This is a genomic window from Streptomyces blastmyceticus, assembly GCF_039521185.1.
Lineage (GTDB): Bacteria > Actinomycetota > Actinomycetes > Streptomycetales > Streptomycetaceae > Streptomyces > Streptomyces blastmyceticus.
The window spans coordinates 399,294-424,218 of record NZ_BAAABW010000026.1; the positions used below are offsets into that span (position 1 = coordinate 399,294).

22 protein-coding genes are annotated in these 24,925 nt (G+C 74.2%); 14 read left to right on the top strand and 8 right to left on the bottom strand.

Annotated features, from left to right (window positions below; translation table 11 throughout):
* Positions 1-36: 36 nt before the first annotated feature.
* The 4 genes from ABD269_RS24215 to ABD269_RS24230 all read left to right on the top strand — a co-directional run bounded on the left by ABD269_RS24215 (position 37) and on the right by ABD269_RS24230 (position 4,156).
* Positions 37-1,683: an acyl-CoA dehydrogenase family protein gene (locus tag ABD269_RS24215; protein ID WP_344120975.1), complete on the top strand. Its 1,647-nt coding sequence runs from the start codon at positions 37-39 to the stop codon at positions 1,681-1,683.
* Complete coding sequence (locus ABD269_RS24220; RefSeq protein ID WP_344120977.1) at positions 1,680-2,444, top strand: crotonase/enoyl-CoA hydratase family protein; 765 nt, start codon at positions 1,680-1,682, stop codon at positions 2,442-2,444. Before ABD269_RS24215 ends, ABD269_RS24220 begins: the two co-directional genes overlap by 4 nt.
* A gap of 143 nt (positions 2,445-2,587) precedes the next feature.
* Positions 2,588-3,334: a hypothetical protein gene (locus ABD269_RS24225; protein ID WP_344120979.1), complete on the top strand. Its 747-nt coding sequence runs from the start codon at positions 2,588-2,590 to the stop codon at positions 3,332-3,334.
* Between the two features lie 66 nt (positions 3,335-3,400).
* Positions 3,401-4,156 (top strand): bestrophin-like domain, encoded by a 756-nt coding sequence (locus ABD269_RS24230; RefSeq protein ID WP_344120981.1) that lies wholly within the window; start codon positions 3,401-3,403, stop codon positions 4,154-4,156.
* Here ABD269_RS24230 and ABD269_RS24235 read toward each other — a convergent pair.
* On the bottom strand, positions 4,134-5,435 hold the full coding sequence (locus tag ABD269_RS24235; RefSeq protein ID WP_344120983.1) for a cytochrome P450: 1,302 nt from the start codon (positions 5,433-5,435) through the stop codon (positions 4,134-4,136). The two genes, ABD269_RS24230 and ABD269_RS24235, sit on opposite strands and share 23 nt — an antisense overlap.
* Before the next feature lie 158 nt (positions 5,436-5,593).
* On the opposite strand from ABD269_RS24235, the gene egtA reads away from it, so the two are divergent.
* Genes egtA through ABD269_RS24260 form a run of 5 tightly spaced genes read left to right on the top strand, consistent with a single transcriptional unit; the run spans position 5,594 to position 10,434 of the window.
* A complete protein-coding gene (gene egtA, locus ABD269_RS24240) occupies positions 5,594-6,877 on the top strand; it encodes an ergothioneine biosynthesis glutamate--cysteine ligase EgtA (RefSeq protein ID WP_344120985.1) in 1,284 nt (427 codons plus the stop codon).
* Positions 6,874-8,199, top strand: coding sequence for an ergothioneine biosynthesis protein EgtB (egtB, locus tag ABD269_RS24245; protein ID WP_344120988.1), 1,326 nt, complete (start codon positions 6,874-6,876; stop codon positions 8,197-8,199). The genes egtA and egtB overlap by 4 nt, the downstream gene beginning before the upstream one ends.
* Positions 8,199-8,981: an ergothioneine biosynthesis protein EgtC gene (gene egtC, locus ABD269_RS24250; RefSeq protein WP_344120990.1), complete on the top strand. Its 783-nt coding sequence runs from the start codon at positions 8,199-8,201 to the stop codon at positions 8,979-8,981. The genes egtB and egtC overlap by 1 nt, the downstream gene beginning before the upstream one ends.
* The gene (egtD, locus tag ABD269_RS24255; protein WP_344120992.1) at positions 8,978-9,952 is read left to right on the top strand and encodes an L-histidine N(alpha)-methyltransferase; all 975 of its coding nucleotides are present in this window, start codon (positions 8,978-8,980) and stop codon (positions 9,950-9,952) included. The genes egtC and egtD overlap by 4 nt, the downstream gene beginning before the upstream one ends.
* Complete coding sequence (locus tag ABD269_RS24260) at positions 9,949-10,434, top strand: universal stress protein (RefSeq protein WP_344120994.1); 486 nt, start codon at positions 9,949-9,951, stop codon at positions 10,432-10,434. Before egtD ends, ABD269_RS24260 begins: the two co-directional genes overlap by 4 nt.
* 48 nt (positions 10,435-10,482) lie before the next feature.
* Here ABD269_RS24260 and ABD269_RS24265 read toward each other — a convergent pair whose 3' ends face one another.
* Complete coding sequence (locus ABD269_RS24265) at positions 10,483-10,698, bottom strand: dodecin (protein WP_301891096.1); 216 nt, start codon at positions 10,696-10,698, stop codon at positions 10,483-10,485.
* 267 nt (positions 10,699-10,965) lie between these two features.
* Here ABD269_RS24265 and ABD269_RS24270 point away from each other — a divergent pair, with 267 nt between their 5' ends.
* Positions 10,966-11,658: a PAS domain-containing protein gene (locus ABD269_RS24270; RefSeq protein ID WP_301891097.1), complete on the top strand. Its 693-nt coding sequence runs from the start codon at positions 10,966-10,968 to the stop codon at positions 11,656-11,658.
* Here the strand turns inward: ABD269_RS24270 and ABD269_RS24275 are convergent.
* Complete coding sequence (locus ABD269_RS24275) at positions 11,592-12,305, bottom strand: (2Fe-2S)-binding protein (RefSeq protein ID WP_344121001.1); 714 nt, start codon at positions 12,303-12,305, stop codon at positions 11,592-11,594. The two genes, ABD269_RS24270 and ABD269_RS24275, sit on opposite strands and share 67 nt — an antisense overlap.
* A gap of 220 nt (positions 12,306-12,525) precedes the next feature.
* On the opposite strand from ABD269_RS24275, the gene ABD269_RS24280 reads away from it, so the two are divergent.
* Together ABD269_RS24280 and ABD269_RS24285 are read left to right on the top strand one after the other, a co-directional pair.
* Complete coding sequence (locus ABD269_RS24280) at positions 12,526-14,868, top strand: GH92 family glycosyl hydrolase (protein ID WP_344121004.1); 2,343 nt, start codon at positions 12,526-12,528, stop codon at positions 14,866-14,868.
* Positions 14,869-14,962: 94 nt separating this feature from the next.
* Positions 14,963-16,411, top strand: coding sequence for an amino acid permease (locus ABD269_RS24285; RefSeq protein ID WP_301891100.1), 1,449 nt, complete (start codon positions 14,963-14,965; stop codon positions 16,409-16,411).
* A gap of 4 nt (positions 16,412-16,415) precedes the next feature.
* On the opposite strand, the gene ABD269_RS24290 is transcribed toward ABD269_RS24285, so the two are convergent.
* Genes ABD269_RS24290 through ABD269_RS24300 form a run of 3 tightly spaced genes read right to left on the bottom strand, consistent with a single transcriptional unit; the run spans position 16,416 to position 21,214 of the window.
* Positions 16,416-17,279, bottom strand: coding sequence for an Fpg/Nei family DNA glycosylase (locus tag ABD269_RS24290; protein ID WP_344121008.1), 864 nt, complete (start codon positions 17,277-17,279; stop codon positions 16,416-16,418).
* Between the two features lie 23 nt (positions 17,280-17,302).
* Positions 17,303-19,708, bottom strand: coding sequence for an excinuclease ABC subunit UvrA (locus tag ABD269_RS24295; protein ID WP_344121010.1), 2,406 nt, complete (start codon positions 19,706-19,708; stop codon positions 17,303-17,305).
* A 45-nt stretch (positions 19,709-19,753) separates the two neighbouring features.
* The gene (locus ABD269_RS24300; protein ID WP_344121012.1) at positions 19,754-21,214 is read right to left on the bottom strand and encodes a glycosyltransferase 87 family protein; all 1,461 of its coding nucleotides are present in this window, start codon (positions 21,212-21,214) and stop codon (positions 19,754-19,756) included.
* 113 nt (positions 21,215-21,327) lie between these two features.
* Between ABD269_RS24300 and ABD269_RS24305 the strand changes: the two genes are divergently transcribed.
* Positions 21,328-22,473, top strand: a complete 1,146-nt coding sequence (locus ABD269_RS24305) for a molybdopterin-dependent oxidoreductase (RefSeq protein ID WP_344121014.1) — start codon at positions 21,328-21,330, stop codon at positions 22,471-22,473.
* Positions 22,473-22,895, top strand: a complete 423-nt coding sequence (locus ABD269_RS24310) for a hypothetical protein (protein WP_344121016.1) — start codon at positions 22,473-22,475, stop codon at positions 22,893-22,895. Before ABD269_RS24305 ends, ABD269_RS24310 begins: the two co-directional genes overlap by 1 nt.
* Positions 22,896-22,932: 37 nt before the next feature.
* Here ABD269_RS24310 and ABD269_RS24315 read toward each other — a convergent pair whose 3' ends face one another.
* Positions 22,933-24,045 carry a sensor histidine kinase gene (locus tag ABD269_RS24315; RefSeq protein ID WP_301891105.1) on the bottom strand — a complete coding sequence of 371 codons (1,113 nt, stop codon included), beginning with the start codon at positions 24,043-24,045 and terminating at the stop codon, positions 22,933-22,935.
* Complete coding sequence (locus ABD269_RS24320; protein ID WP_344121019.1) at positions 24,038-24,808, bottom strand: response regulator transcription factor; 771 nt, start codon at positions 24,806-24,808, stop codon at positions 24,038-24,040. Before ABD269_RS24320 ends, ABD269_RS24315 begins: the two co-directional genes overlap by 8 nt.
* Between the last annotated feature and the right edge of the window lie 117 nt (positions 24,809-24,925).

Here is a 24,925-nt window from a genome sequence, read left to right on the forward strand (position 1 = left end):
ATGCCGCATCGCACCCCGTCCGTCCGGAGGTCCCCCGTGAGCGCCACCCACGAAGTGTTCAACCAGGCACCGCCCCTGACCGGCTTCACCACCGCCGACGACCCGGCCCTGCTGGAGGCGCTGCGCCGTGACGGCGGCGGCTGGGGGGAGGCGGAGGTGCGCGCGCTGGGGGCGCGCGCCGGGTCGGAGGAGGTCCAGGAGCGGGCACGGCTTGCGGAGGCGTATCCGCCGGTGCTGCGTACGCACGACCGCTACGGCCACCGGGTGGACGAGGTCGAGTTCCACCCGGCCTGGCACCAGCTGATGGCCGAGGCGGTCGCGAGCGGTCAGCACGCCGCGCCGTGGGCCGAGCCCCGCGCCGGGGCCCATCTGGTGCGGGCCGCGAAGTTCTACGTCTGGGCGCAGGCCGAGGCGGGGCACGGCTGTCCGGTCTCCATGACCTACGCCGCCGTGCCCGCGCTGCGCGCCCAGCCGGACCTCGCCGCCGCCTACGAGCCCCTGCTCGCGTCGCGCGCGTACGACTACGGGCTGCGGCCCCCGCTGGGCAAGCGGGGGCTGATCGCGGGCATGTCGATGACGGAGAAGCAGGGCGGCTCGGACGTCCGGGCGAACTCGACGACGGCGGTGCCCGCGGGCGACGGCTCGTACGTGGTCACCGGCCACAAGTGGTTCACGTCGGCGCCGATGAGCGATGTGTTCCTGATGCTCGCGCAGGCGCCGGAGGGGCTCACCTGTTTCCTCCTGCCGAGGGTGCTGCCCGACGGCACGCGCAACGCCATGCGCCTCCAGCGGCTGAAGGACAAGCTCGGCAACCGCTCCAACGCCTCGGCCGAGATCGAGTACGAGGGGGCCGTGGCCTGGCCGGTGGGCGAGCCCGGCCGCGGGGTGCGCACGATCGTCGAGATGGTCAACATGACGCGGCTCGACTGCGTCATCGGGTCGGCGGCCGGCATGCGGGCCGGGCTGCGGCAGGCACTGCACCACACGGCGCACCGGCGGGCGTTCGGCGCCGAGCTGATCGACCAGCCGCTGATGCGCAACGTCCTGGCGGACCTCGCCGTGGAGTCCGAGGCTGCGACGGTGCTGGCGATGCGGCTGGCGGCGGCGCTCGACCGGTCCGAGGCGGGGGACGCCGCGGAGGCGGCGCTGCGCAGGCTCGCGCTCGCCGCCGGGAAGTACTGGGTCTGCAAGCGCGGCAGCGCGCACGCCGCCGAGGCCCTCGAGTGCCTGGGCGGCAACGGCTACGTCGAGGAGTCCGGCATGCCCCGGCTCTATCGGGAGGCGCCGCTGCTGTCCATCTGGGAGGGCTCGGGCAATGTGGGCGCGCTGGACGTGCTGCGCGCGCTGACCAGGGAACCGGCCGTCCTCGACGCCTACTTCGCGGAGGTCGGCGCGGCGGCGGGGGCGGACGCCCGGCTCGACGCGGCCGTGGGGCGCCTGCGTGAGCTCCTCGGCTCGCTCGCCGACCCGCACCGCGCCCAGTTGCTGGCGCGCCGTCTCGCCGAGCAGCTCACGCTCGTGCTCCAGGGCAGCCTGCTCGTGCGCCACGGCACGCCGGCCGTCGCCGACGCGTTCTGCGCGTCCCGGCTGGGCGGCGACTGGGGCCACGCGTTCGGCACCCTGCCCACGGGCGCGGACCTGGGTCCGATCCTGGACCGCGCGCGGGCGAAGGAGGGGATGTGACGGTCCGTACGGAGCGCTCCGGGCCGGTGACGACGGTCGTCCTCGCGCGGCCCGCCGCGCGCAACGCCGTGGACGGCCCGACGGCCGCCCTGCTGGCCGACGCCTTCCGGGCGTTCGAGGCCGACGACGCGGCGCGGGTGGCGGTGCTGTGGGGCGAGGGCGGCACGTTCTGCGCGGGCGCCGACCTGAAGGCCTTCGGCACGGAGCGGGGCAACCGGGTGGCGCCCGGCGGCGACGGCCCGATGGGCCCCACCCGGCTGCGGCTGTCGAAGCCGGTCATCGCGGCGGTGAGCGGCCACGCGGTGGCGGGCGGGCTGGAGTTGGCGCTGTGGTGCGACCTGCGGGTGGCGGAGGAGGACGCGGTCTTCGGGGTGTTCTGCCGCCGCTGGGGCGTGCCCCTGATCGACGGCGGCACGGTGCGGCTGCCGCGGCTGATCGGCGCGAGCCGCGCCATGGACCTGGTCCTCACGGGCCGCCCGGTGCCCGCCGCGGAGGCGTACGCGATGGGTCTCGCCAACCGCCTGGTGCCGCCCGGCGGGGCCCGCGCGGCGGCGGAGGAACTGGCCGCGGAGATCGCCCGTTTCCCGCAGTCGTGCCTGCGGGGCGACCGCGCCTCCCTGCTGGACCAGGAGGGCGTTCCCGAGGAGGCTGCGATGGCTGCCGAACTCGCCCACGGTCAGGCGTCCTTGGGCGAGGCCGCCCACGGGGCGGCACGTTTTGCGGCGGGGGCGGGCAGGCACGGGGACTTCTCCCGCATTTGAGGGCGGACGTATCGGATCGCCGCTCCGCGTACCGGAGTTGAACGTTACGTTTCTGCACACTACGCACACAGTTCTTCACCCCATCGAAGGGATTACGCCGGGGAATTGGCCTGAAGGCGCGCGCGACCGCCAGGATCTGCGTCGTGAGCGGATGGGTACGGGCAGGGCGTACGGGCATCGTGACCTTCGCGGCCGTGCTGGCGACAGCGGCGGGCGCACCGGCACCGGACGGTGGCCCCGGGCCGACGGCGGACGGGCCGCGCCGGTCCCACGCGAACGCCGTCCCCGGCACCACGCGCGCCGCGGCACCGTCGGAGCGTGAGCACGACGGCGGCCGCCCGCCCTCGGTCCGCGTGATGGACGACGGACCGGGCAGCCTCTCGCCGTCGGTCGTCATCGACGACGGACACCACCGGCAGGTCCGGGTCTCGGGCGGCGGGGACGGTCAGCGCACCTCCGTGGTCATCCGGGGGCGGGGCTGCCTGACGGTCCTCTCGCACGGCGCGGAAGGCTCGGCGGTGATCGGTGCCGACTGCCCGGAGGCTCCGCCGCCGCCCGTACGGCCGGCCGGTCCCCGGCCCATGCCCCGCGTTCCGGCTCCCCCGCCACCGCGCCGCACTCCTCCCCCACCGCCCGGCCCGGCCCCCATGCACGCCGCGGTGAAGCGCGCGGCACCCGCGCCGCCGCCCCCGGCGCCGCCCGCCCCGAATCCCGCCCCCGCGGTCGCCGCGGCCCACATCGCGCCCCGCGCCTATCACCAGGCGGCCGGGAAGCCCGCCCCGGGCGGCTCCTCACCGGTCATGCTCATGCTGGTGCTCACCGCCCCGGCCGTGCTCGCCGCCGCCATGCTGCGGCCACGCGGCGGCGGTGGCAGCGGTGGGCGCGGCTGACCCGCCCGGTACGTCCTCTCCACCCTGTTCGCCCCCGTCTGCTCACGCTCTTCCCGGAGGTTCCCCTTGGCCGAGTGGCTGGTCCTGACCCTCGCGATGGCCGCCGCGTGCGCGGTCGTCCTGACGATCACCGTGCTCCGGGAACGCCGGCTGAGCGAGCACGACGACCCCTCCGAGACACCCGACGTGATCGAGTACATGACGATGATGATCGGGGTCGTGTACGCCATCGTGCTCGGCCTGGCCATCGCCGGTGTCTGGGAGGCGCGCAACGCCGCGCAGGACGGGGTCCGCGCGGAGGCGCAGGCGCTGCACGAGGTCAGCGAGCGGGTCCAGGCATACGCGCCCGCGGCCCGGGACCGCACCCGTGAGGACGTCGACGCCTATGTGAGCTACGTGGTGCACAAGGAGTGGCCGCTGATGCTCAAGCGGGGTGAGATCACCGACCGCAGCGAGCAGTTGCTGTCCAAAGTGCGGGAGGACATCACCTCGTACGTGCCGCGCAACGACCACGAGACGCAGTCGTACCAGCCGCTGCTTGACCAGGTGGGGGCCGCGGACGCCGCACGCTCCGCGCGGGCCCAGAACGCGAACGACACGATGCCGGGCGTGGTGTGGTTCGGGCTGCTCGGGGGCGCCGTGGTCGCCGTCGGGCTGATCTTCACCCTCCAGATCCGGCGTTCGCCACGCGAGTTGCTGCTCGCGGGCGTCTACAGCGCGATGATCGCCTTCCTGCTCTTCCTGATCTGGGACTTCAACACACCCTTCGGCCACGAAGTGTCGGATGCGGTCGGCCCGTTCACGGACATGTTCGCCACCTGACGGGCAGCCGCTTGAGCCCGTTCTGCAGGTTGGATATGAGCCGTACCGGTTCGCCCGCCCGTTCCAGGCCGGGCAGCCGGTCGGCGGCCGCCCGCAGCATGGCCCGCAGTTGGGTGCGCGCGAGGTGGGCGCCCAGGCAGAAGTGCGGGCCGTAGCCGAAGCTGACGTGGTCGTTGGGTGTGCGGGTGATGTCGAAGCGGTCGGGGTCGGGGAAGACGCTCTCGTCGCGGTTGGCCGAGGCGTGGTAGACGACGACCTTGTCGCCGCGCCGGACGCGCACCCCGCCCAGTTCGGTGTCACGGGTGGCGGTGCGCCGGAAGTCGATGACCGGCGGCCAGTAGCGGAGCACCTCCTCGACCGCCGAGTCCGTCGTCGTGGGGTCGCTCCGGAAGAGTTCGTACTGCTCGGGGTGGTCGAGGAGGGTGAGCAGCCCGCCGGGGATCGCGTTGCGCAGCGTCTCGTTGCCGGCCACCACGAAGAGGAAGAACATCGTCTCGAACTCGTCGCGGGTCAGGCCGCCTTCGCACATGCGGGCCAGCACGCTGCCGGGGCGGACCTCGTCGGCCAGCGCGTGGGCGTAGGCGAACATGTCGGCGAGCCCCTCGCGCGACCGCGGGCTGATCATGCTGCCGTCGGGCCGCACGAGCGTGGGCGGGCGGTGGGCGAGGGCCGCGCGGCCCATCGGGCTGAGCGTCGCGGGGTCCGCGGTGCTGGACTGCGCGTGGTCGGGGTCCTGATAGCCGATGACCCGGTTCGACCAGTCGAACAGCAGTCGCCGGTCCTCGTCCGGCACCCCCATGAGGTGGGCGAGCATCCGCACGGGCAGATCCGCGGTGAGCTCCACGAAGTCCGCCTCGCCCCGGCCGGCGACGCCGTCCACGAGGTCCCGGGCGCGGTCCTCGATGACGGACTCCAGCTCCCGTACGGCCCGCGCGGTGAACGCGGCGGAGACGATGCGCCGCAGCCGGGCGTGGCCGGGCGGGTCCTGGTTGAGCATCATGGCCCGGACGAACGCGAGGTCCTCCGCGGTGTCCGGGTCGCGGAGCTGGGTCGCGCCCAGGTACGAGGAGTAGACCTCGGGGGTGCGCAGCACCCGCTTGACGTCGGCGTGCCGGAAGACCGCCCAGTAGCCGGGGCCCGCCGGCCAGGGGCCGACGGCCGGTTCCTCGACCCGGCACACGGGGCTGCTCGCCCGTAGCTCCCGGAAGCGGGCGTACGGCACTCCGCGGGCGTAGGTGGCGGGGAGGAAGACGTCGGAGGTCGCCGTGGGTGCGGTCACGTCGGGACCGTACGCCCTCCTCTGGCGGGCGCGTCAAGGGCTCGCCACAATGACGGAGGGACCCCTGCGTCCATGGTGAGAGGCGGGAGCGGCGGTTGACCGCACGCGGACGGGGAACCACAGCAGGAGCAAGCGGGCTACGGACGGAGGTACGGACCGTGACCGACACCGAGTCCGGCGGGGCGGGCGCCGCCCGTGTCGTCGGCGAAGCGGAAGTGGACGCCCTCGTGCGGGGCATCTGTTTCAAGACCGGGCCACCGCGGCGCCTCGGCGTCGAACTGGAATGGCTCGTCCACGATCTTCGCGATCCCGCCCGTCCCGTCGCCCCACCCCTGTTGGCAGCCGCCGTCGACCGGCTGCGGACCCTGCCGCTGCGGTCCCTGCTCACGGTCGAACCCGGCGGCCAGGTGGAGTTCAGCTCCCGGCCCGCGGACTCCCTCGCCTCCTGTGTGACCGAGGTGTCCGCCGATCTCGCCCTCGCCAGGCCCGCACTGCGCGACCTCGGCCTCGTCCTCGCCGGTTACGGCCAGGACCCCTGGCACCTACCCCGCCGCTTCCTCGACACGCCCCGGTACGACGCGATGGAGGCCCACTACGACCGGCTGAACGGCGCCGGGCGCACGGTGATGTGCCGCACGGCCTCCGTGCAGGTGTGCGTCGACGCCGGTTTCGAGGAGCCCGGCCCGCTGGGGTTCGGGCGGCGCTGGCGGCTCGCGCACCTGCTGGGCGCGGTGCTGGTGGCCGCGTTCGCCAACTCCCCGCTGCACCTGGGCCGCCCGACCGGCTGGCGCTCCAGCCGGCAGGCCACGTACACGCGGATGGACCCGGGGCGCACCCTGGCCCCGGACGAGAAGCTGGACCCGCGCGCGGCCTGGGCGGAGTACGCACTGGACGCCCCGGTGATGTGCATACGGTCGCAGGACAGCGCGTCGTGGCGGCCGCCCGCGGGCCTGGACCTGCGGGGCTGGGTCCGCTCGGGGCAGCCGCGGCCGGCCACGGCCGACGATGTCGCCTACCACCTGACGACGCTGTTCCCGCCGGTCCGGCCCCGGGGTCACCTGGAGCTGCGCATGATCGACGCCCAGCCCGGGGAGGACGGCTGGGTGGTGCCGCTCGCCGTGACCGCGGCCCTCTTCGACGACCCGGTGGCCGCCGAGACCGCCTATCGCGCGGTGAAGGCCCTCGCGGACACCGCGGGCCCGGAGCCCGCGCCGCGGAACGCGCTGTGGCGCAACGCGGCGCGCCGCGGCCTCGCCGACCCCGAGCTGCACGCGGCCGCCGTCACCTGCTTCGCCGCCGCCCGCGAGGCGCTGCCCCGGCTGGGTGCGCCGCCCTCCGTCCTGGCGGCCGTCGACTCCTTCACGACACGCTATGTCGACCGGCGGCGATGTCCCGCCGACGACGTCCTCGACCACGTCATCGGCAAGGAGAACCGCACATGACCACCACCGCGCCGGACCCCGAACCGCTCCGGCGGCGCGCCGTGGCCGCCCTCGTCACGGCGCGCGAGCGCACCCGCTCCCTCACCGGCTGCGTGGACGAGCACGAACTCCTCGCCCAGCACTCCCCGTTGATGTCGCCGCTGGTCTGGGACCTCGCGCACATCGGCAACCAGGAGGAGCAGTGGCTGCTGCGCGCCGTGGGCGGGCGGGCGGCGCTGCGCCCGGAGATCGACTCGGTCTACGACGCCTTCGAGCACCCGCGTGACCGGCGCCCGTCGCTGCCGCTGCTGCCGCCCGCGGAGGCGCGGTGCTACGTCGCGGACGTACGCGGCCGGGTGCTCGACCTGCTGGAGACCACCCCGCTGCGCGGCGCCCCGCTGGTGGAGGCGGGCTTCGCCTTCGGCATGATCGCCCAGCACGAGCAGCAGCACGACGAGACCATGCTGATCACCCATCAGCTGCGCCGGGGCCCGGCCGCCCTCACCGCGCCCGAACCGCCGCCCGCCGCGCCGGACGCGGGCCTGCTGCCGGAGGAAGTCCTGGTGGAGGGCGGCCCGTTCACGATGGGCACCTCCACCGAGCCCTGGGCCCTGGACAACGAGCGGCCCGCCCACCTCCGCTCCGTGCCGCCCTTCTTCCTCGACACCCTGCCGGTGAGCAACGGCGCGTATCTGCGGTTCATCGAGGACGGCGGCTACACGGACCCGCGCTGGTGGCTGCCCGAGGGCTGGGAGCAGGTGCGGACCCACGGGCTGGGCGCGCCGCTGTTCTGGCGGCGCGAGGGCACGGTCTGGGTGCGGCGGCGGTTCGGGGTGGAGGAGCCGGTGCCGCCCGACGAGCCGGTGATGCACGTCAGTTGGTACGAGGCGGCGGCCTACGCCGCCTGGGCGGGGCGGCGGCTGCCCACTGAGGCCGAGTGGGAGAAGGCCGCCCGCCACGACCCGGTCCCGGGCCGCTCGCGCCGCTACCCCTGGGGCGACGCGGACCCCACGCCCGAGCACGCCAACCTGGGCCAGCGCCACCTGCGACCGGCGCCGGTCGGCGCCTATGCGGCGGGTGACTCGCCGCTGGGCGTGCGGCAGCTGATCGGCGACGTGTGGGAGTGGACGGCGAGCGACTTCCTGCCGTATCCGGGCTTCCGGGCCTTTCCCTACCGCGAGTATTCCGAGGTGTTCTTCGGCAGCGCCCACAAGGTGCTGCGCGGCGGGTCCTTCGCCGTCGACCCGGTGGCCTGCCGGGGCACGTTCCGCAACTGGGATCTGCCGGTGCGCCGGCAGATCTTCGCCGGGTTCCGTACGGCCCGTGACGCGGAGCCGTCCTGATGTGCCGTCACCTGGCGGTCCTGGGGCCGGAGTCCCTGATCGGCGAGACCGTGGTGGAGCCGCCGCACTCGCTCGTACGCCAGTCGTGGGCGCCCCGCAGGCAGCGGCACGGCACGGTCAACGCGGACGGCTTCGGCATCGGCTGGTACGCGCCGGGCGACCCCGTGCCCGCGCGCTACCGGCGGGCGGGGCCGGTGTGGGGCGACCAGACCTTCGCCGACCTCGCCCGGGTGGTGCGCACCGGCGCGCTGCTCGCGTCGGTGCGGGACGCCACCGAGGCGGACGCCGACGGGGAGGCGGCCGCGGCGCCGTTCTCCGCCGGGCCCTGGCTGTTCAGCCACAACGGGGCGCTGGCCGGCTGGCCGGACTCCGTCGCCCCGCTCGCCGCCCTGCTGCCGCCGGGGGCGCTGCTGCGGCTGGCGGCGCGGTGCGACTCGGCGTTCGTCTGGGCGCTGGCCGAACACCGGCTGCGCGGCGGCGAGGCCCCGGGGCCCGCCCTCGCGAGCGCGGTCGCCGCCCTCGCCGAGGCAGCCCCCGGCTCCCGGCTGAACCTGCTCCTCACCGACGGGGCGTCCATCGCCGCGACCGCGTGGGGCGACTCCCTCTGGTATCTCCGCGGCCCCGCCGGGCGGACCGCCGTCGCCTCCGAGCCCTACGACGACGACCCCGGCTGGACCGAGGTCCCCGACCGCACCCTGCTCACCGCCACCCGCACCGGCGTCACGCTGTCGCCCCTGGCCCCCCTCACCCCGCTCTCCGCGCTCAAGGAGCCCGTTCTGTGAGTCCGTTCGCCCTGACCCGCACCCTTCCCCCCGACGCGACCGCCGCCGCCCTGCGCGCGGACGTGGCCACCGGGCTGACCCGTACCCCCAAGGTGCTCCCTCCGAAGTGGTTCTACGACGCCCGCGGCAGCGAGCTCTTCGACGCGATCACCCTGCTGCCCGAGTACTACCCGACGCGCGCCGAGCGGGAGATCCTCCTCACCCGGGCCGCCGGAATCGCCGAGGTCGTGCAACCCCGGACGCTGGTGGAGCTGGGCTCCGGCTCCTCCGACAAGACCCGCCACCTGCTGTCGGCGCTGCCCTCCATCGACCACTACGTGCCCGTCGACGTCAGCGAGAGCGCCCTCGCGGGCGCGGCGCGGACGCTGCTCGCCGAGCACCCCGGGCTGACCGTGCACGCTCTGGTCGCCGACTTCCAGTACGGTCTCGCGCTGCCGGACACGCCCGGTCCGCGGCTCCTGGCCTTCCTCGGCGGCACGATCGGCAACCTCCAGCCGGAGGAGCGGGCGGTCTTCTTCGGCGCCGTGCGGTCCGGGCTCGCGCGCGGCGACGCGTTCCTGCTGGGCACGGACCTGGTCAAGGACGAGCGGACGCTGGTCGCCGCCTACGACGACGCCGCGGGGGTGACCGCGGAGTTCAACAAGAACGTCCTCGCCGTCATCAACCGCGAGCTCGGCGCCGACTTCGACCCCGCGGACTTCGACCACGTCGCCCTCTGGGACGGCCGACGGGAGTGGATCGAGATGCGGCTGCGGGCCCGTACCGCCGTCGTGGTCAAGATCCCCGCGCTCGACCTCGCGGTCCACTTCGAGGCGGGCGAGGAGCTGCGGACGGAGGTCTCGGCGAAGTTCCGCCGGGCCGGGGTGCGCGAGGAACTGGCGGCCGCCGGGCTGGAGCTCAGCCGGTGGTGGACAGATGGACAGAGCCGCTTCGCCCTGTCCCTGTCCGTGCCGGTTAGCCTCGCGGTGTGAACGAGGAGAAGAACGAGCAGCGCGACAAGGGCGTCCCGGCGGGCTTCGAGCGCGGCACGGACGGCCCGAAGGTGATCGTCGCCGGTGTGGACGGCTCGGACACGTCGTGGCGCGCCGCCGCCTACGCGGCGGGGCTGGCCCGCCGGCAGAACGCGCTGCTGGCGGTCGTCTACGTCCAGCCGATGCTGGCCGGCAGCGCGGCGCTCGGGGCTCCCGTCGCGGAGATGACGGAGGAAGTGGCCGAGGAGCTGCTCGCCGAGATCCGCACGGCAACGGACCGGCTGCGGGGGATCCACGAGGTGCGGTGGGAGTTCCACACGTTCCGCGGCGACCCCTACTCGGGGCTGGTCAAGGCGGCGGAGGAGCTCACGGCGGACGCGGTGGTCGTGGGCGCCTCCGAGCAGGCGGGCCACCGGATCATCGGTTCGGTGGCGGTCCGTCTGGTGAAGGCGGGCCGCTGGCCGGTGACCGTGGTCCCGTAACAACCGCGTCGGCCGGGAGGGGGTGAGGACGGGGCGAAGCCCTGGCCCTCAGTCCTCGTCGTCCAGCCGGAACCCCACCTTCATGCCCACCTGGTAGTGGCCGACCTGGCCGTCGACGAGGTGCCCTCTGATCTGGCCGACTTCGAACCAATCAAGGCAGCGCAACTTCTGGGAGGCGCGCGCGATCCCATTGCGGATCGCCTCGTCCACGCTGTTCGGCGAAGAGCCGACGATCTCGGTCACGCGATACGTGTGGTGGGTCATGGCGCGGGCTCCAGGCGGTGAACGGTCCGGACACCCACCACGGTGGCGCACCGCGCGCCGCACCGCGAGGCGAGCGCCGCCGTCGGAAGGCGCGCCGGCCCGTCCCGGGCGTCTCGTGCGCAGCACGCAAATGGGCTCACCCAGTCGTATACAGAACTGCACGATCCTGCAGTCGTGGGAGGCTCGACGCTCCTGCGCGGGCCCCGCCGGGCAAGCACTGGACGGGCCCTTGGACGGGCGTGGAACGAGCGAGGGGCCGATGCGGACATGGGCGGCGAGGAATACACCAGCTGGCGCAACCACTTTCTGCTGCTGCTCGACCGGATTCCGACGCCGATCGCGGTCTGCCGGGCGGACGGCGAGGTCACGGTCGCCAACCCGGCCATGGCCGCCGAGTGGGGGACCGCACCCGGCAGACTGCGCGGCCGCAACCTCCAGGAGCTGTTCCGGCCCCGGGCCGTCGGCCGGCTCGACCTGCACATCGAGGCGCTGCGGCTGGGCCGCCGTCCCCGTCACCCGATCGAGGTGCGCTGGGTGACGGGCGCGGACGGCGTCGAGCGGGAGGGCGAGCTGCTGGTGGACCCGGTGGGCGACGCCTTCCCCGCGAACCCGATGCTGCTGGCGATCCTGCGCGTACGGGCCGAGCCGGCGCACCGCCCGGTGGAGCCGATGGCGGAGGTCAGCGTGGTGGAGGGGAACATCCTCGCGCTGGCCGCCGCCGGGGCCACGACCGCCGCGATCGGCAAGGCCGTCGGCCTGACCGTGGACGGCGTCAACTACCACTTGACCAGGCTCACCCGGCGGTGGCGGGTGCCCAACCGTACGGCGCTGGTGGCGAAGGCGTACGTCCTCGGTGTGCTCTCCACGCGGGAGTGGCCGCCCGCCCCGGCGCCTCAGCGGGCGCGGGGCGCGTGCCGCAGCACGCAGTCGCCGCACATCCCGCCGGGGAGGACCCGGTAGTACAGACAGCAGGTGGTGCGGGCGAAGGCGGGGCCGCCCGGCGCGGGGGCGGTGAGGGTGCCGGTGCCGCTCAGCGGGGGCGCGTCCAGCAGGGCGCGCGTCAGGGCGAGCACGCGGGCCGCCTCCTCGGGCCGCCGCCGCTCGCGGCACCACCCGTGCAGCACCCGCAGTGATCCGGCGAGCGACGAGGCGGCGTTGCCCCACAGCAGCCGGCCGGAGACCGGGACGACGGTGCGGGTCGCGTCGTGCAGGGCGGTCAGCGGGCCGCGCAGGACGTGGTCGCGCAGCAGGCCCGCGAGGTCGGCGGCCGGTGGCAGGGCGGCGGGCGCGGGCAGCCACAGGTCGTCGGGGGCCGTGCGCGCGGGGTGCCAGAGGAGGCGTTCGTCGGCGAGGTCGGGGACGCTTCCGGTGAGCACGGCGGAGCCGAGGGCGACGGAGAGCAGCCGGCCGGCGATGCCCTGGTAGGCGATGGAGGCGGCCACGCGCCGGTCCGTGGTGCCCAGCCGCTCCGCCACGGTCTCGACCCTGCGCCGGACGGCCTCCTCGGTACGGCCCGCCAGGGACAGGTACTCCCCGGCGTCGCCGGGGCCGTCGTCGGTGCGCAGGGCGAAGAAGGGCCCTGCGGAGGCGAGTTCGCGGAGGTTCATGGGCGGGGTGGGTCCGTTCGGTGGGGCGGGGCGGGTGGTGGCCGTGGTCCCGGACAGCCTTTCACGGGCCTTCCCCGTAAGGGTGAACACCCGTGCCGCCCGGGCCCGGGATCGCCACACCAGGCGCGCCGGGCATCATGACAGCACGTCACCCTCTCGATACCCTCGGCGCTGACAACGATGTCAGTTCATATGACGCGTCAGACGAGGGGCGTGGACGATGAGATGGACCGAACACCTGCGGCTGCGCGCCGGCGCGGCCGCGCTCGCCTTCGCGGCGGTGCTGGCCGGGACGGCGCTCGTACCCCCGCAGCGGGCCGTGGCGGCCGACGACCTCACCGGCCTGGTGAACCCGTTCATCGGCACCCAGAACGAGGGCAACACCTTCCCCGGCGCCGCCGTGCCGTTCGGGATGGTGCAGCTCTCCCCCGACACCGGGCACAGCACCGGCTACGACTACAAGGACAGCCACATCCGGGGCTTCAGCGCCGTGCACCTGTCCGGCGTGGGCTGCCGCATCGGCGGTGACCTGCCGGTGCTGCCCACCACGGGCGAGGTGACGCGGACGGACAACGCCCGCTACGCGGCGGAGTTCAGCCACCGCGACGAGGAGGCCCGGCCCGGCTACTACCGGGTCGGGCTCTCCTCGTACGGCGGGATCACCGCCGAGCTGACGGCGACCGGGCGGACCGGCGTCCAGCGCTACACCTTTCCCGCGACGGACAAGGCCAACGTCCTGCTCAACACCGGCCAGTCGCTGCACCGCACGGTGTCCACCACCGTCGAGGTCGTGGACTCCAGAACGGTCCGCTCCACCATCACCGGCCGGGGCTTCTGCCAGGACACCCGCCCCTACACCCTGCACACGATCACCCGCTTCGACCGCCCCTTCACCGGCTTCGGCACCTGGAACGGCGACCGGATCACCCCCGGGTCCAAGCTCTCCACCTCCACCGGGCGCAACGGCGCGTGGGTGCGCTTCGACACCACCCACGACCGGACCGTCGAGGCCACGACCGCCCTCAGCTACGTCGACGCGGCGGGCGCCGAGGGCAACCTCCGTGCGGAGGGCGGCGATTTCGACCGCACGGCGCGCGCGGCCCGCGCGGCCTGGGAGCGGCGGCTGGCCGACGTGCGGGCCCAGGGCGGCGGCACGACGCTGCGGCGCACCTTCTACTCCTCGCTCTACCGCGCCTTCCTCTCCCCGAACATCGGCAGCGACGCCGACGGCCGCTACACCGGCTGGGACCAGCAGCCGCACCGCGCCGAGGGGTTCACCTACTACCAGAACTGGTCGCTGTGGGACACCTACCGCACCCAGGCGCAGCTGCTGGCGCTGCTCGCGCCGCGCGAGGCGCGGGACATGGCGCTGTCGGTGCTGCGCGTCGACCGCGACGGCGGCTGGCTGCCCAAGTGGGGCTACGGCACGGTCGAGACGAACATCATGACCGGTGACCCGGTGACGCCGTACCTCACCAACGCCTATCAGGCGGGGCTGCTGGCGGGCCACGAGGAGGAGGCGTACCGGGCGCTGAGGAAGAACGCCGACGGGGTGCCGCCCGCCGACTCCCCCTACGCGGGCCGGGACGGCAACGCGGAGTACGTGAAGAACGGCTACGTGCCCTATCTGCCGAGCCGCCCCAAGGAGAAGCCCGGCGACTCCGACTTCCAGCAGGGCGCCTCGGCGACCCTGGAGTACGCGCTCGCCGACGCGGTGCTCGCGAAGATGGCGCGCGGTCTGGGCCACGACGCGGACGCCGAGCGCTATGCCGAGCGCGCCCGGAACTACCGCAAGGTCCACGACCCGTCGACCGGCTTCTTCCGTGCCCGGGACGCGCAGGGCGCCTTCGTCGGCCCCGCCGACCCGGCGAAGAGCGTCGGCTTCCACGAGGGCACGGCCTGGCAGTACCAGTGGCTGGTCCCCCAGGATCTGCCCGGCATGGTGCAGCTGATCGGCGGGCGGGAGAAGGCGAACGCCCGGCTCGACTCCTTCTTCGCCTACGACCGCCTGCTGAAGGACCCCGAGCGCACGGCCCGCGAGGTGTGGGTCAACGGCCCGTACGACTACTACAACGCCGACAAGTACAACCCGCAGAACGAGCCCGACCTCATCGCGCCCTACACCTATCTCTCCACCGGCCAGCCGTGGAAGACCACGGACGTGGTGCACGCGGCGCTCACCCTCTTCACCGACACCCCGACCGGCATGACCGGCAACGACGACCTGGGCACCATGTCGGCGTGGATGGTCCTCTCGGCGATCGGCCTCTATCCGGTGCAGCCGGGCGGGGACACCTGGGGCCTGAGCTCCCCGGTGTTCGAGCGGGTGGACCTGCGACTGGACCGGCACTGGTATCCGCGCGGGCGGCTGACGGTGACCGCGCCGGACACCTCCGACACCGACCGCTACATCCAGTCGGTCCGGCTCGACGGCGCCCCCCACGACCGCACCTATCTGACGACCGCCCAGCTCAAGGAGAGCACCCGGCTGGAGTTCACCATGGGCGACAAGCCCTCGCGCTGGGGCACGACCCCGTCGGCCGTGGCGCCCGCCATCGGCTGAACCCGGGGATCCGGTGCGGGGCGGCGTCTTCCGTAGCCGTTCCCGCTCGGCGATGATGTTCGGCCCCGTCAGGGTCGACGAGAGGACATGACACATGGCCAGGCTCCGCGCGGGTCAGGGCGTACTGCGCCGCAAACCGATCGAGACAATCGAAGAGGCGGAGACCGTCGAGGGCGGCGGGCCGGCCCAGCGGCTGACCCGCACCCTGGGGCTGTGGCAGCTGACGGCCATCGGCGTGGGCGGCATCATCGGCGCGGGCATCTTCAGCCTGGCCGGGACCATCGCCAACGGTGTCGCCGGTCCCGCCGTGCTGGTGTCCTTCCTCATCGCGGGGGTGGCGAGCGCGGCGGCGGCCTTCTCGTACGCGGAGTTCGCGGGCCTGATCCCCCGGGCCGGTTCGGCCTATACGTACGGCTATGCCGTGCTCGGGGAGATCGGCGGCTGGTTCATCGGCTGGGACCTGCTGCTGGAGTACACGGCGATCGTCGCGGTGGTGGCCATCGGCATCTCGGGCTATATCAACTTCCTGCTCGGGGAGATGAACGCCGAGCTGCCCAAGTGGATGCTGGGCGCGCCGGGGACCGGGACCGGGCACCGGATCGACCTGTTCGCGGCGGTGCTGTGCCTGCTGATCGCCTGGCTGCTGACGATGGGCATGAAGAGCGCGGCGCGCTTCGAGACGATCGTGGTGGGGCTGAAGGTCCTGGTGGTCCTGCTGGTGATCGGGGTGGGCTTCTTCCATGTGAAGTCGTCGCACTACACGCCGTTCTTCCCGTTCGGGGTCAGCGGGGCCTTCACGGGCGCGGCCACCGTCTTCTTCGCCGTCTTCGGCTACGACGCGATGTCGACGGCGGCGGAGGAGTCCAAGGACGCGCAGCGCCACATGCCGAAGGCGATCCTCTACTCGCTGGGCATCTCGATGGTGCTGTACGTCCTGGCCTGCCTGGTGCTGACGGGCATGCAGAGCTACAAGGACATCGACAAGAAGAGCGGCTTCTCCACGGCCTTCAAGTCGGTGGGGCTGAACGGGATCGCGGACGTCATCGCGGTCGGCGCGATCATCGGCATCCTCACCGTCATGTTCACCTTCATGCTCGGTGTGACCCGGGTGTGGTTCGCGATGAGCCGGGACGGGCTGCTGCCGAAGTGGTTCGCCAAGACGCACCCGACCCGGCACGTGCCGACGCGCGTGACGTGGATCGTGGGCGTGGCCTCGGCGGCCATCGCCGGTCTCGTGCCGATCGGCGAGGCCGCCGAGCTCACCAACATCGGCATCCTGCTGGCCTTCGCGGTGGTGTGCACGGCGGTGATCGTGCTCCGCTACAAGCGCCCGGACCTGCCGCGCTCCTTCCGCTGCCCGTGGGTGCCGGTGGTCCCGGCGGTCGGGGTCGCGGCGTCGATCTGGCTGATCACCTATCTGGCGTGGCAGACGTGGGTGCGGTTCGCGGTGTGGTTCGCGGTGGGGATGGTCGTGTACTTCTCGTACTCCTACAAGCACTCGGAGCTGGCGCACGCGGATGCCCGGGGTATCCCGCAGGACTGACGCGCTATTTCAGCAGGCGGGACAACCGGCGGTCGGCGAGCGGTTTGCCGGCCGTCTGGCACGTCGGGCAGTACTGGAGCGAGGAGTCGCGATACGAGACCTCGCGAATGATGTCGCCGCAGACCGGGCACGGCTGACCGGTGCGGCCGTGCACCCTCAGCCCGCTCTTCTTCTCCGCCTTGAGCTCCGCCGCCGCGTGGCCGCGCGCCCGCTCGACGGCCTCGCGCAGCGTTGTGCCCAGTGCCTCGTGGAGCGTGGTGATCTCGTCCTCGGTCAGGCTCGCGGCGAGTTTGAAGGGGGACATCCGGGCGGCGTGCAGGATCTCGTCCGAGTAGGCGTTGCCGATGCCCGCGATCACGCTCTGGTCCCGCAGGACGCCCTTGAGCTGCCGCCGCTCGTCGCGCAGCAGCGCCGCGAAGGCGTCACGGGTGAAGTCGGGCGCGAGCGGGTCCGGGCCGAGCCGGGCGATGCCGGGCACGTCGGACACCTCGCGGACGCAGTGGACGGCGAGCCGCTTCTGGGTGCCCGCCTCGGTGAGGTCGAACCCGGCGCCGTCGGTGAGCCGGAGCCGCAGCGCGAGCGGGCCCTTGCCGGGGCGCGGCGGGGCGTCGGGGAGCCGGTCGTGCCAGCGCAGCCAGCCCGCGCGGGCGAGGTGGAAGGCGAGGTGCGGGCCGCCGTCGGTGGCCAGGTCCAGGAATTTGCCGTACCGGGTCACGGCGGTCACCCGCCGCCCCTCGACCGCGCTCAGTGGCGGGTCGTACGTCTTCAGGACGGACACGGCCACCGGGAGCACCCGCTCGACCGTGCGTCCGGCGAGGTGCCCGGCGAGGAACCCGGCGAGGGCTTCGACCTCGGGCAGCTCCGGCATGGCTCCAGTCTGCCGCAGTGGGGTTACAACCGCAGCGCCGCCTTGAGATACGGCGCCGTCACGCTGTCCGCCGCGCGGGCCACCGCGTGCGGGGTGCCCGCGGCGACCACGCGCCCGCCCGCGTCCCCGCCGCCGGGCCCGAGGTCGATGACGTGGTCCGCGCCGGCCGCCACCGCCATGTCGTGCTCCACGACCACCACGGAGTTGCCCGCGTCGACCAGCCCGTGCAGCTGCCGCAGCAGGAGTTCGGTGTCGGCCGGGTGCAGTCCGGTGGTGGGCTCGTCGAGGACGTAGAGGGTGTGGCCCCGCCGGGTGCGCTGGAGCTCGGTGGCGAGCTTGATGCGCTGCGCCTCGCCGCCGGAGAGCTCCGTGGCGGGCTGGCCCAGCCGCAGGTAACCGAGGCCGACGTCCTGGAGGGTGCGCAGGCTGCGGGCCGCGGCGGGCACGTCGGCGAGGAAGCCCGCGGCGGCGTCGACGGTCAGGTCGAGGACCTCGGCGATGTTCGCGCCGCGGTAGGTGATCTCCAGTGTCTCCGGGTTGTAGCGCGCACCGCGGCAAGCGGCGCAGGGCGCGTACGTGCCGGGCAGGAACAGCAGCTCGACGGCGACGAAGCCCTCGCCCTGGCACACCTCGCACCGCCCGGCGGTGACGTTGAAGGAGAAGCGGCCCACGGTGTAGCCGCGGGCGCGGGCGTCGTCGGTGGCCGCGAAGACCTTGCGCACGGCGTCGAACAGGCCCGTGTACGTGGCGAGGTTGGAGCGCGGTGTGCGGCCGATCGGCTTCTGGTCGACCGTGACGAGCCGGTGGACGGCGTCCAGGCCCTCGGCGCCCGTGACCGGGTCGCCCGCGAGGTGGGCGGTCACGGTCTCCGCGAGCACCTGTCCGACCAGGGTCGACTTGCCCGAGCCGGAGACGCCGGTGACGGCGGTGAAGACGCCGAGGGGGAACTCCACGTCGAGGCCGCGGAGGTTGTGCCGGGTGACGCCGCGCAGCCGCAGCGCGCCGGAGGGCTCGCGGGGTGTGCGGGCCACGGGCGCGGGCCCGTCGGGGAAGACGTAGGGGCGGGTCGCGGATCCGGGCACGTCCGCGAGTCCGGCGACGGGCCCGCTGTAGAGGATCCGCCCGCCGTGTTCGCCGGCGCGCGGCCCGACGTCGACGATCCAGTCGGCGCGGCGTACGACGTCCAGGTGGTGTTCGACGACGAACAGCGAGTTGCCCGCGGCCTTCAGCCGGTCCAGGACGGTGAGCAGCGCGGCGCTGTCGGCGGGGTGCAGTCCGGCCGAGGGTTCGTCCAGGACGTAGACGACGCCGAAGAGGCCCGAGCGCAGCTGGGTGGCGAGCCGCAGCCGCTGGAGTTCGCCCGCCGAGAGGGTGGGGGTGGGCCGGTCCGTGCCGAGGTAGCCGAGACCGAGTTCGGTGAGCACCTCGATGCGGGCGACGAGGTCGGTGGCGAGGGTGGCGGCCGCGCCGTCGCCCTCGCACGCGGGGCACAGGGTCCGCGCGAGGTCGGCGAGCGGCAGGGCGGCGAGCGTGGAGATGTCCCGGCCGGCGAAGGTGACGGCCAGTGCCTCGGACCGCAGGCGCCGTCCGGCGCACACCGGGCAGGGCCCGCTGACCAGGTGCCGCTCGGCGCGGGCGCGCAGGGCGGTGCTCTTGGAGTCGGCGACGGTGTGCAGGACGTAGCGCCTGGCGCTCATGTAGGTGCCCTTGTAGGGGCGTTGGATGCGGTCGGCGTCGCGCACGGGGTGGACGGTGACGACGGGCTGTTCGTCGGTGAAGAGGATCCAGTCGCGGTCGGCGCGCGGCAGGTCGCGCCAGGGCCGGTCGAGGTCGTGGCCGAGGGCGCCGAGGATGTCGCGGAGGTTCTTGCCCTGCCAGGCGCCCGGCCAGGCGGCGATCGCGCCGTCGCGGATCGACAGCGACGCGTCGGGCACCAGCGATTCCTCGGTGACCCGGTGGACCTGTCCCAGGCCGTGGCACTCCGGGCAGGCCCCGGCGGCCGTGTTCGGCGAGAAGGCGTCGGAGTCCAGCCGCGCGGCGCCCTCGGGGTAGGTGCCGGCGCGGGAGAAGAGCATGCGCAGGGAGTTGGAGAGCGTGGTGACGGTGCCGACGGAGGACCGCGAGGTGGGCGCGGACCTGCGCTGTTCCAGGGCCACGGCGGGCGGCAGCCCGCTGATCTCCTCGACCTTGGGCGCGCCCACCTGGTGGATGAGCCGGCGGGCGTACGGGGCCACGGACTCGAAGTAGCGGCGCTGTGCCTCGGCGTAGACGGTCCCGAAGGCGAGCGAGGACTTCCCGGAGCCGGAGACGCCGGTGAAGACGACGAGGGCGTCGCGCGGGATGTCGACGTCGACGGCCCGCAGATTGTGCTCGCGCGCGCCTCGGACCCGGACGTAGGGGTCGTGCGCGCCGCCTTCGGGGGTCGTCATCGGGGGTGCTCTCCGGGGGTCGGCGCCGTACGTTTCGCCCCGATTTTATGGGCGTGGGGGTTCCGGTTCGCGGTGGGGGGCGGTCCGCCTGGCCGGGTCGGTGGCCCCGGGCGCGGCCCGGTCGGTGGCGGCGGCCGCGCGGCGGCGCAGCGCCCAGCCCCCGGCCACCATCAGGGCGGCCACCGCGTAGGCGGTCGTCCCGAGCAGGTTGGGGTCCGCGGCGGCCCGGCCGCCGATGTATTTGGCGGCCCCGGCCGCCGCGACGCCCAGCCACTCCCACCGCCCGTCGAGGGCGACCAGACCGACGAGGAGCAGCGCGTACCAGGAGTAGCCCGGTGTCAGCAGCAGGAACGCCGTCCCCGTGACGAGCAGCGCGCCGCGCCAGGGCCGCTCGGGGTCGCCGCGCCGGAGCACGTACCCCACCACCACGGCCAGGACGGCGAGGGTGGCGGGCAGGGCCCAGGAGTCGGGGAGCACCAGGCGCAGCAGGGCGTAGCGGTTCTTCACGGTGGCGTCGTCGTAGCCCTCCTCCTGCGTGTAGCCGCTCAGGTAGCCGAGGACGGAGCTGTCCGAGATCAGGATGTAGGGCAGATAGCCGATGGCGACGACGGCCGCGGCGGGCAGCAGCACCGCGAGGGCCCGCCGCGCCCGGCCGCGCGCGGGTCCCGGTGCCGCGAGGCCGCTGAGGGCTCCGGGGAGGGTGACGGCGGGGAGCAGTTTGGTGGCGATACCCGCGCCGAGCAGGGCGCCGCCGAGGGGGCGGCGGGCCCCGACGACGGTGAAGGCGGCGACGGTGAACAGCACGCTCAGCACGTCGGCGTGGGCGCTGTTGACGGCTTCGACGGCGACGGCCGGGCACCAGGCCCAGTACGCCGCGGCCCGGCCGTCGCCGCGCCTGCGCAGCGCGTACAGCAGCAGCCCCGAGGTGGCCACGGCGAGCAGCGCGCCGCCCACCTGGAAGGGCTTGTGGCGGGTGCCGGGTGGTGAGAGTTCCTGGACGAGGAGGAAGTAGCCCTCGGCTACGGGCGGGTAAATGGTGTGCACGTACGGCCGGTTGATGCGTGAGCACGCGGGCTGCCCGGTGTCCGAGGCGATGCGGAACCGCTCCGGCCGCGCGCACTGCGCGCCCTTGGGGAAGAGCCAGGGGTCGCGCAGGTGCGCGAGCGCGGGGTCGGCCGGTGCGTGGTCGTACGGGGAGATGCCCGCGGCCTGCACGCGTCCGTCCCAGACGTAGCGGAAGGCGTCCGAGCTGGTGCGGGGCTCCGCGAGCAGTCCGGTGGCGGCGACGGCGACCGACCCGGCAAGGACCAGGGGCGCGACGTGCCGGGCGGAGACCGAGCGCAGGGACCAGGCGGCTGCCGCGAAGAGGGCCCACGCGGCCGCGTACCAGCCGGTGAGGGCGGCCGGGTCCGTGAAGTAGGCGTCGCCGCGGACGGCCGTGGCGAGGACCGTGGTGAGGGCGGCGAGCAGGGCGGTGGTGACGGTGACGGCGGTACGGGGCTTCACGGGTCCACCCTGGCACCGCGAGCCCTCTCCGACCCGCGGACCTGGGCGGACGTCCGCGTTTCGTAAGGTGTCGATCACCCCCGGCGGGCCGTCGCGCGCGGTGTGATGGAGCCATGAAGCTCCCCCTCCCCCGATTCCCCCTGGCCCCGCCGTCGTTCCGCGGCAGGCTGCACGACGCCCGCACGGCGACCGCGATCGGCCGCTGGCTGGGGGTGGCGGTCGCCGTCTGCTTCGTGACCGGGCTGATCAGTCATTACCTCCAGCAGCCGGGCATGCTGGCGGACGTGCTGCCCAGCCGCCCCCGGTGGGGGTACCGGGTGACGCAGGGGCTGCATGTGGCGAGCGGCATCGCGGCGATCCCCCTGCTGCTGGCGAAGCTGTGGACGGTGTATCCGCGGCTGTTCGTGTGGCCCCCGGTGCGGTCGGTGCGGCACGCGCTGGAGCGGGTGTCGGTGGCGGTGCTGGTGGCGTCGGCGCTGTTCGAGCTGATGTCGGGGCTGCTGAACACCGCGCAGTGGTATCCGTACGCGTTCTCCTTCGTGCCCGTGCACTTCGCGGTGGGCTGGCTGCTGATCGGCTCCGTCGTCCTGCACGTGGCGGTCAAGGCGCCGGAGATCAGGGCGCATTGGCGGCGCCGGTCGGCGGGCACCCTGGCACTGCCCGCCGAGGACGCCGTCGACCGGCGGTCGCTGCTGGCGGCCGTGGGCGTGGCGGCGGGTGCGGTGACGGTGACGACGGTCGGGCAGTCGTTCACGCCGCTCGGCAAACTGGACCTGCTGGCGCCCCGCCAGCCGGACCACGGCCCGCAGGGCCTGCCCGTCAACCGGACCGCCGCGCTGGCCAGGGTGGACGCCACGACGGTGCGGGACTGGCGGCTGCGGGTCGACGGCCCGCGCCCGTACGAGCTGACGCTGGCCGGCCTGCGCGCGCTGCCGCAGCGGGAGGTGGCCCTGCCCATCGCGTGCGTGGAGGGGTGGAGCAAGTCGGCGCACTGGACGGGCGTACGGGTGCGGGACCTGCTGGACCGGGCGGGCGCGCCGCCCGGCGCCCTGATCCGGGTGACGTCGCTGGAGGCCCGCGGCGGGTACCGGGTGATGGTGATGCCGCACACCTACGCCCGGGACCCGCTCACCCTCCTCGCCCTGCGCCTCAACGGCGAGGTGCTCTCCCTCGACCACGGCTATCCGGCGCGGATCATCGCCCCGAACCGGCCGGGCGTGCTCCAGACCAAGTGGGTCGCCCGGATGGAGGTGCTGTGATGCGCAGGCTGCGGATCTCGGCGGGTGCGCTGGGCCTCGCGCTGATGGCGGCGGGGGTGTGGGCGCTGCTGTTCGGCGCGGACGCGCAGGACCCGTGGGTGGTGGCGAAGTGGCTGCTCGGCGTGCTCGTCGTGCACGACGGTCTGGTGGTGCCGCTCACCTTGGCGGTGGGCTTCGCGGTGTCGCGCGTGCCGGTGCGGGGGGTGGTCCGCGGGACGCTGCTGGTGGCCGCCGCGCTGACGGCGGTGGCCGGACCGGTGCTGCTGCGGCCGGGCCCGGTGCAGAACCCTACGGTCCTGCCGCTGGACTACGACCGCAACTGGGTGCTGCTGGTCGTGCTGACGGCGGGGGTGGGGGTCCTGGCCGGACTGGCGGTGAAGTGGCGCCGCAGGGACCGGAGTTCCGGACCCGGCGACGAGTGAGGGCATGGGGGGGCTTGCCCTGCCCTGCCGGCGGGCTTCAGGCGGGTGCCGCCGGGAGGATCACGTCGAAGCGGCAGCCGCCCGGCACGTTGCGGACCGTCGCCCGCCCGGAGTGCGCCTCCACGATCCCGCGCACGATCGCCAGCCCCAGGCCGGCCCCGGCCGGAGGGGTGCGCGCCTCCGAGCCCCGCCACCCGGTGTCGAAGACCCGTGGGAGGTCGTCCTCGGGGATGCCGCCGCAGCCGTCCGTCACGGACAGCACCACCGTGTCCGCCTCCCGCCGCGCCGCCATCGCGACCGTCCCGTCCTCGGGGGTCCGGCGGATCGCGTTGACGAGGAGGTTGCCGAGGACGCGGGTCATCTCCTTGCCGTCGACCTCCACGGGGACCGCGTCGACGCGGTCGCCGACCAGCCGCACGCCGTGCTCGCGGGCCAGCGGGCCCGCACCGGCGAGCGCGTCGCCCACCAGGTCGTACACCGACATCCGGCTCGGGCACAGCGGCAGCGCCCCCGCGTGGATGCGGGAGAGCTCGAAGAGGTCGCCGACCATGGAGTTGAGCCGGTCCACCTCCGTGCGGATCTGGCGGAAGTAGCGCTGCGGGTCCTCGGCCATGCCGTCCTCCAGCGCCTCGGACATGGCCCGCAGCCCGGCCAGCGGGGTCCGCAGGTCGTGCGAGATCCAGGCGACGAGCTCACGGCGCGAGGTCTCCAGCGCCTTCTCCCGCTCCCGGGACCGCGCGAGGCGCTCGCTGGTGGCGGCCAGTTCGCGGCCGAGCTCGGCCAGTTCGGCGGTGGCGCCGCCGCCGGGGGCGGCGAAGCTGCCGTCGTCGCCGAAGGAACGGGCCGCGCGGGTCAGGGCGTTGCTGCGGGCCACCACCCAGCGGCCCAGCAGCAGCGCCGTCGCGAGCGAGACGACGGCGGCCATCGCGCACACCGTCGTGACGACGGTCAGGTCGTGCGAGGAGAGGAACATCGCCCAGGCCACGGCGAGCGTCCCGGCCAGCATCGCCGTGACCGAGACGGCCGCCACCACCGTCAGCGACACGGCGACGGAGCGGTGGCGCAGCGCCCGGAGCGCGACGGCGCCCAGCAGCCCGGCCGCGGCGGCGCCGAGGAAGGCGAAGAGGGCGATGAGCAGGACGTCACGCATGGCCGGGCCCGCTCTCCGTGGAGGTCTCGGAGGTGGGGGTCTCGAAGCCGGGGGTCTCGGCGGTGGGGGTCTCGAAGCGGTAGCCGACGCCCCAGACCGTCTGGATGAGGCGGGGCCGCGCCGGGTCGTCCTCGACCTTGCTGCGCAGCCGCCGCACGTGCACGGTCACCGTCGACAGGTCGCCGAACTCCCAGCCCCACACCTCGCGCATCAGCTCCTCGCGCCCGCAGGCCCGGCCGGGGTGGCGCAGCAGGAACGCGAGCAGGTCGAATTCCCGTACGGTGAGGGCCAGTTCGGTGCCGTCCTTGGAGGCGCGGCGGGCCACTGGGTCGAGGGTGATGCCCGCCGCCCGCAGCGGGGGCGCGGAGCTCGGGCCCGAGGCCCGCACCCGGGCGCGGCGCAGCACGGACTCGACGCGCAGCACGAGCTCCCGGGGGCTGAACGGCTTGGTCACGTAGTCGTCCGCGCCGACCTCAAGGCCGAGGATGCGGTCGTCCTCGTCGCCGCGCGCCGTCAGCATGATCACCGGGACGGGGCCGGTGTCGCGCAGCCGGCGGCACACCTCCAGGCCGTCCATGCCGGGCAGCATCAGGTCGAGCACGACCAGGTCGGGGCGGAGCGCCGCGGCGCGCTCCAGCGCGCCGGGCCCGTCCGCGGCCCGGTCCACGGTGAAGCCGGCCCGGTCGAGATAGCCGGCCACGACCTCGGCGACGGTGGGGTCGTCGTCCACGACGAGCACGCGGGCGGGGGGTGGGGTCTGCATGCCGCAAGCGTCGCACGCCGGGCGGGTGCCCTCGGGCGGGGCCGGTCGCGGGCCGGGCGATGTCCGCGTTTCGTAAGAACGCTGGGTCCGAAATGTCGGAATTCTCTCCGTAGGGTG